Origin of the sequence: Janthinobacterium kochi (genome assembly GCF_051380715.1) — a bacterium.
Taxonomy (GTDB): Bacteria; Pseudomonadota; Gammaproteobacteria; order Burkholderiales; family Burkholderiaceae_D; genus Janthinobacterium.
The window spans coordinates 84,409-90,625 of record NZ_JBNYXO010000016.1 but is presented as its reverse complement, the minus strand read 5'-3'; the positions used below and the strand labels follow the sequence as shown (position 1 = coordinate 90,625).

General features: G+C 64.6%; 4 protein-coding genes. All 4 read right to left on the bottom strand.

Annotation, left to right across the window (positions count from 1 at the left end):
* Positions 1-78: 78 nt before the first annotated feature.
* Positions 79-3,264 carry an efflux RND transporter permease subunit gene (locus tag ACQ4WL_RS24835; protein ID WP_436512131.1) on the bottom strand — a complete coding sequence of 1,062 codons (3,186 nt, stop codon included), beginning with the start codon at positions 3,262-3,264 and terminating at the stop codon, positions 79-81.
* A 25-nt stretch (positions 3,265-3,289) separates the two neighbouring features.
* Positions 3,290-4,495: an efflux RND transporter periplasmic adaptor subunit gene (locus ACQ4WL_RS24830; protein WP_436512130.1), complete on the bottom strand. Its 1,206-nt coding sequence runs from the start codon at positions 4,493-4,495 to the stop codon at positions 3,290-3,292.
* A gap of 13 nt (positions 4,496-4,508) precedes the next feature.
* Complete coding sequence (locus ACQ4WL_RS24825; protein WP_436512129.1) at positions 4,509-5,741, bottom strand: TolC family protein; 1,233 nt, start codon at positions 5,739-5,741, stop codon at positions 4,509-4,511.
* 106 nt (positions 5,742-5,847) lie between these two features.
* Positions 5,848-6,210, bottom strand: coding sequence for a cation efflux protein, CzcI family (gene czcI / locus ACQ4WL_RS24820; RefSeq protein ID WP_436512128.1), 363 nt, complete (start codon positions 6,208-6,210; stop codon positions 5,848-5,850).
* Positions 6,211-6,217 lie beyond the last annotated feature (7 nt).

Below are 6,217 nucleotides of genomic sequence, written 5' to 3'. Positions count from 1 at the left end.
AGCTGATCATCGGCGCCATGATGCGCAAGCTGGTGCACGTGGCATTCGGCGTGCTCAGGTCGGGAAAAATATTTGATCCTACCTTGCACGCCGCTTGACGGGGATAACAGTATCTACTTCTTCCTCCTCCACCTCATCTTGCCGGCGATACGCGAGCCGGTACAGCAGCGGCAGCACCAGCAAGGTCAAGGCTGTCGACGACAGGATGCCGCCGATCACCACGGTGGCCAGCGGACGCTGCACTTCGGCGCCCGTGCCCGTGGCAATGGCCATCGGTACGAAGCCCAGCGACGCCACCAGCGCCGTCATCAGCACGGGCCGCAAGCGGGTAATGGCCCCTACACGTATCGCTTCTTGCAAGGGCATGCCCTGTTCGCGCAGCTGGCGGATGTAGGCGATCATCACCAGGCCGTTCAGTACGGCCACGCCGGACAGGGCGATGAAGCCCACCGCTGCCGATATCGACATGGGAATGTCGCGCAGCCACAGGGCGACGATGCCGCCCGTCAAGGCGAACGGGATGCCGCTGAACACCAGTAAGCCATCCTTCACGTTGCCGAACATGGCAAACAACAACACGAAGACGAGCGCCAGCGCCACGGGCACCACCAGCTCCAGGCGTTTCGTGGCCGATTGCAATTGCTCGAACTGGCCGCCCCAGCTGGTCCAGTAGCCGGGGGGAATGGCCACCTGCGCTTGCAACTGCTGCGTGGCGTCGGCCACGAAGGAGCCGATATCGCGCCCGCGCACGTTGGCGCTGACGACGATGCGGCGTTTGCCATCTTCGCGGCTGATCTGGTTCGGCCCCGGCGCCACTTGCAGGCTGGCCACTTCGCCGAGCGGGATGAAGCGGGCGCGGCCTTCCGCCGCCGCGCCCAGGGGCAGGGCGATGGGCAGGCGTTTCAGCTGCTCCAGGTCGCTGCGCAGGCTGTCGGGCAGGCGCACGACGATGTCGAAGCGGCGGTCGCCCTGGAACAGGGTACCCGCCTCTTGCCCGCCGATGGCCGTGGCAATCGCCGCCTGCACGTCGGCAATGTTGAGGCCGTAGCGGGCCGTCTGCTCGCGGTCGATCTGCACCGTCAGCATGGGCAAGCCCGTCGTCTGCTCGACCTTCACTTCCGTCGCGCCCGGTATCTTGCCCAGCACACTAGCGATCTTCGCCGCCGTGCTGTCGAGAACAAGCATGTCATCGCCGAATAGTTTCACGGCCACGTCGCTGCGCACGCCGGAAATGAGTTCATTGAAGCGCAGCTGGATCGGCTGCGAAAACTCGTAGTTATTGCCCGGCAAGCTGGTGGCCGTCGCTTCGATTTCCGCCAGCAATTGCTCGCGCGATTTTGTCGGCTGCGGCCACTGGTCGCGGGGCTTGAGCATGATGTAACCGTCGGAAATATTCGGCGGCATGGGGTCAGAGGCGATCTCGGCCGTACCCGTGCGGGCGAACACGCGCGCGATCTCCTTGTGGTTGTCCATCAGCTTGCGTTCCAGCTGCTGCTGCATGGCCAGCGATTGGCTCAAGCTGGTGCCGGGGATGCGCAAGGCCTGGATGGCGATGTCGCCCTCGTTCAGGCTGGGCACGAATTCGCTGCCCATGCGCGTGGCCAGCAAGCCCGACAGCAATACCGCCACTGCCGCGCCCGTCAACACGACGGGCGTGTTGCGCATCACCTTCTCCAGCAGCGGGGCATACCAGCGCTTGGCTGCGCGCATGATGGCGTTTTCCTTCTCCGCCACCTTGTCGCCGATAAACAGCGCCACGGCGGCCGGGATGAAGGTGATCGACAGCAGCATGGCGCCCAGCAGGGCGATGACGACCGTCAGGGCCATCGGCGTAAACATCCGTCCTTCCACGCCGGTGAGCGCGAAGATGGGCAGGTACACCACAATGATGATCAACTGACCATATAGCAATGGCCGGCGCGCCTCTTGCGATGCCGCAAACACTTCGTGAAAACGTTCCTGCAAGGTCAATGGCCGTCCCAGTTTCTGCTGCGCATGGGCCAGGCGGCGCACGCAGTTTTCCACGATCACCACGGCGCCATCGATGATGATGCCGAAGTCCAGCGCGCCAAGGCTCATCAGGTTGGCGCTCACATGGTATTGCACCATGCCCGTAAACGTGAACAGCATGGCCAGCGGAATCACCATGGCCGTGATGACGGCCGCGCGGATATTGCCGAGGAAGAGGAACAAAATCGCGATCACCAGGACCGCGCCTTCGAGCAGGTTGTTCTTCACCGTATTGATGGCCTTGTCGACCAGCACCGTGCGGTCATACACGGTGACGGCATGCACGCCTTTCGGCAGGCTGCGGTTGATCTCTACCATCTTCTTGTCGACCGCTTGCGAGACGGCGCGGCTGTTTTGCCCGATCAGCATGAAGACGGTACCGAGCACCACTTCGCGGCCGTTCTCCGTGGCCGCGCCCGTGCGCAGCTCGCGCCCCAGCACCACGTCGGCCACGTCGCGGATGCGAATCGCCACGCCCTGTACATTGGCGACGACGATGTTGGCGATGTCGTCCTTCGATGCCACCTGTCCCGGCGCGCGTATCAGCAATTGTTCGCCCTGCCTTTCGATGTAGCCGGCGCCCACGTTGCCGTTGTTGCGCTCGAGCGCCGTTACCACGTCTTGCAGGCTGATGCCGTAGGCGGCCAGTTTTTCAGGATACGGTGCCACCTGGTACTGCTTGGCGTAGCCGCCGATGGCATTGATTTCCGTGACGCCCGTGACATTGCGCAATTGCGGCTTGATGATCCAGTCCTGGATTTCGCGCAAGTCCGTTGGGGCGTAGGGCGTGCCGTCCGGCTTCTTCGCCCCGTCTTGCGTTTCCACCGTCCACAGGTAGATTTCGCCGAGCCCCGTGGAGACGGGCCCCATCTTTGGCGTGATGCCGGCCGGCAGACTTTCCTTGGCTTCCTGCAAGCGCTCGTTGATCATCTGGCGGGCAAAATAAATGTCCGTGCCATCCTTGAAGATCACCGTCACTTGCGACAGGCCATAGCGCGACAGCGAGCGCGTCTGTTCCAGGTTCGGCAAGCCGGCCATGGCCGTCTCGATGGGAAAGGTGACGCGCTGCTCGGTTTCCAGCGGCGAATAGCCGGCGGACTGGGTATTGATTTGCACCTGCACATTGGTGATGTCGGGCACGGCGTCGATGGGCAGCTTTTGATAGCTGTAGATGCCCAGGCCAGCCATGGCGGCGACGGCCAGCATCACCAGCCAGCGCTGCTCGATGGCGTAGCGGATCAAGCGTTCAAACATGATGGTTTCCTTAGCTTTGACGTGATCAGTGTTCGTGGCCGGCAGCATCTTTGCCCAGCTCAGACTTCAGGACAAAACTGCCTTGCGCCGCGTACGGCGTGCCGGCGGCCAGGCCCTGCTGGATGTGCGTCAAGCTGCCATCGCTGCGCCCCAGCACCACGGGCGTGGCCTGGTAGCCATCTTTCACCTGCACGAAGACGACGGGCTTGTCTTCCACCGTCTGGATGGCCGTGCTGTGCACGGTGACGGGCGCGTCCGCTTCGCCGGACACCACTTCCACGCTGACGAACAGGCCCGGACGCCAGGCCATGTCCGGGTTCAGCAAGCTGATGCGTGCCTTGGCCGTGCGCGTCTGCTCACCCAGCAGCGCGCCCACGTAGGTGATCGTGCCTTGCGCGCTGGCGTCGAATGCACTGGCTTTCACCTCCGCCTTGCCTCCCACGCGCACGGTGGCCAGGTCTTTCGCCGGCACGGCGATTTCCGCCCACACGGTCGACAGGTCGGAAATGACGAAGATGTTCGCGTCTTCCTTGACCGCTTCTCCCAGGGTGATATGTTTTTCCAGCACCATGCCGTCGAACGGCGCGCGGATCTCGTAGCGGTTCAGCGGACCCTTGGCAGCGCCACTGGCACCCAGCGCGCTGAGCTTTTGCTGCGCGTTCTGCACGGCGATTTCCGCTTCGCGCCACGCTTGCTGTGCCTGCAGATAATCCTGTTCCGCCGAAATTTTCTCGCGCCACAGTTTTTCTTCGCGCTCGTACGTAGAGCGCGCCAGCGACAAACGCCGCTGCGCCGACAGCAGTTCGCTGCGCTGTTCCGACAGCTCCGTGCTGGCGATGACGGCCAGCACTTGTCCCTTTTTGACCAGCTCGCCCAGGTCGGCCTGCACGGCTTCCACCACGCCGGCCAGGCGCGGCACGACGTGGGCCGTGCGGTCTTCATTGAAACGGATTTCGCCGGGCAGGGCGACGGTCGTCTTGATGCGGCCGGGCGCGGCCGTGGCGATGACGACGCCGGCCGCGCGGCTTTGCGCCGCCGTCAATTCCAGCCGGCCTTCCACTTCCTCGTGGCCGTGTTCGTCTTTCTTTTCAGCATGTGCTTCCGTCTTGACGGCGGCGGGCGGCGCAGTCATGGACTTGCCCGTGCCGAGGATGAGAACGGTCAGCACGATGCCGGCGGCCGCGATGGAGGCGATGGCGATCGCTTGTTTCTTGTCGAGTTTGATGTTCATTGTCGGGTCATCCTTACTGGGGAGCGGGGGCGCCAAGCAGGCGCTCGATCTCGGCGGCGGCGTGCTGCGCTTCGGTCAGCGCGCGCAAGTATTGGTTTTTGGCTTGCAGCAAGGTGCGCTGGGCATCGAGCACGTCGAGGAAGGCGAACTTGCCGAACTCAAAACCCTTGCTGGCCGCGTCGTAGGCGCTTTGCGCACCGGGCAAGATGTCCTGGCGCAAGCTTTCCACGTCGAGTCGGGCCGTGGCCAGCCGTTCGCTGGCGGCAGCCACGGCCGTTTGCACGGCGATGCGGGCGGCGGCCAGCTCGTCGCTGGCCTTGTCGCTGCGGCGCAGGGCGTCGAGTTTGTTGCCGGCGTTGCGGTCGAACAAAGGCAGCGGCAGGGCCAGGCCGATGATGGCCTGGTTGCGGCCCAGCTCTTCCGAACGCTTCATGCCGATACTCAGCGTGACGTCGGGCGCGGCGCGCCGCTGTTCCACGTCGAGCATGGCTTGCCGCTGCGCCAGCATACTGCGCGCCTGACGCACGGCCGGGGCCTGGACCAGGCGCGCGGCCAGTTCGCTTGCGGCCGGTAGCTCAGGCAAGGTTTCCAGCCGGCCCTCGGCCAGGGAAAAACGGGGCGTGGCATTGCCCCACAGGGCGGCCAGGCGCTTGCGCGCGCTGGCCAGGGTGCTGCGGGCCAGGTTCAGCTCCAGCCGCACGCTCGCTTCGGCGACCTTGGCGCGGGTTTCCTCGACAGGGGACGCTTTGCCGGCCGTCACCCGGCGCGCCGTGATGTCGCTGGCGCGCGCGGCCAGGGCCTGCGCGCTGTCGGCCAGGCGCAAGCCTTCCTGCGCCGCCAGCACGTCGACAAAGGCGGTGGTCACTAGCGCGCGCGTGTCGGCTTGCTGCAGGGAAAGGCCCGCTTGCGCCAAGTCTTCGCCGCGCTGGGCGACGGCTGCGCGGGCACCGCGCTTGCCGCCCAGTTCGATCAGCTGGTTGAGTTGCACGGTGGTGCTGCGCGTGGCGCGCCGCGTGTCTTCCAGCACCGTTTGCAGTTCCGGGTTGGGCAGGGCGCGCGCCTGCTGCAGGGTGCCGCCTTGCGCCGCCAGTTCATGGCGTGCGGCTGACAGGGTGGCGTTGCCGCCTTCGGCCAGCAGCAGCGCGGCGGGCAGGGTCAGGGGCGCGGCGGGTTCCACGCTAGATTGCGCATGGGCAAAGTTGCCGGCCAGCAGGCCAGCGGAAAGTAACAAGATGGATCGGTACATCGAATTCTCCAAAAGCATGGAAAAGAATTCGACGGGACACGCAGGCTGGCGCCCAGGTCAATCAGGCGCGTGTATTGCGATCAGTGGAATGAAACGTCCCGTCGGCCTAGGCGGCCGACGACCAGTCAGGGCGCTTGGGAGCATCCGGGATGTGGGAAGCGTAAAAGAAGGGGGAGGTGTCCGCATTCACGGACGCCGTGTCGCCGACGGGCAAGCTGGAGCCGGCCGGCAGCCACGCATGGCCGATGCCATGGCAGACGTTGCAGTCGCTGTGCGGCTGGCCTTTGGATTGCTTGTCAGCTTTGTCGGCCACGGGTTGCTTGTCCGCATCAGCCTTATGCTGGTGGCTGTGGTGGCCCAGGTGCTGCGCCGCCTTGCCTTCTTCGTGCAGGCAATACGCGCTCGCGGCAGCCCAGGACATCTGGAGCGGAAGCACGAACAGCAGCAGAATGAGGAAGAATTTTTTCATGTATGCG

Bases quoted from the DNA above. Each gene is read 5' to 3' on its own strand.
- ACQ4WL_RS24835 (WP_436512131.1), bottom strand. From the start codon at position 3,264: ATGTTTGAACGCTTGATCCGCTACGCCATCGAGCAGCGCTGGCTGGTG.
- ACQ4WL_RS24830 (WP_436512130.1), bottom strand. From the start codon at position 4,495: ATGAACATCAAACTCGACAAGAAACAAGCGATCGCCATCGCCTCCATC.
- ACQ4WL_RS24825 (WP_436512129.1), bottom strand. From the start codon at position 5,741: ATGTACCGATCCATCTTGTTACTTTCCGCTGGCCTGCTGGCCGGCAAC.
- czcI (WP_436512128.1), bottom strand. From the start codon at position 6,210: ATGAAAAAATTCTTCCTCATTCTGCTGCTGTTCGTGCTTCCGCTCCAG.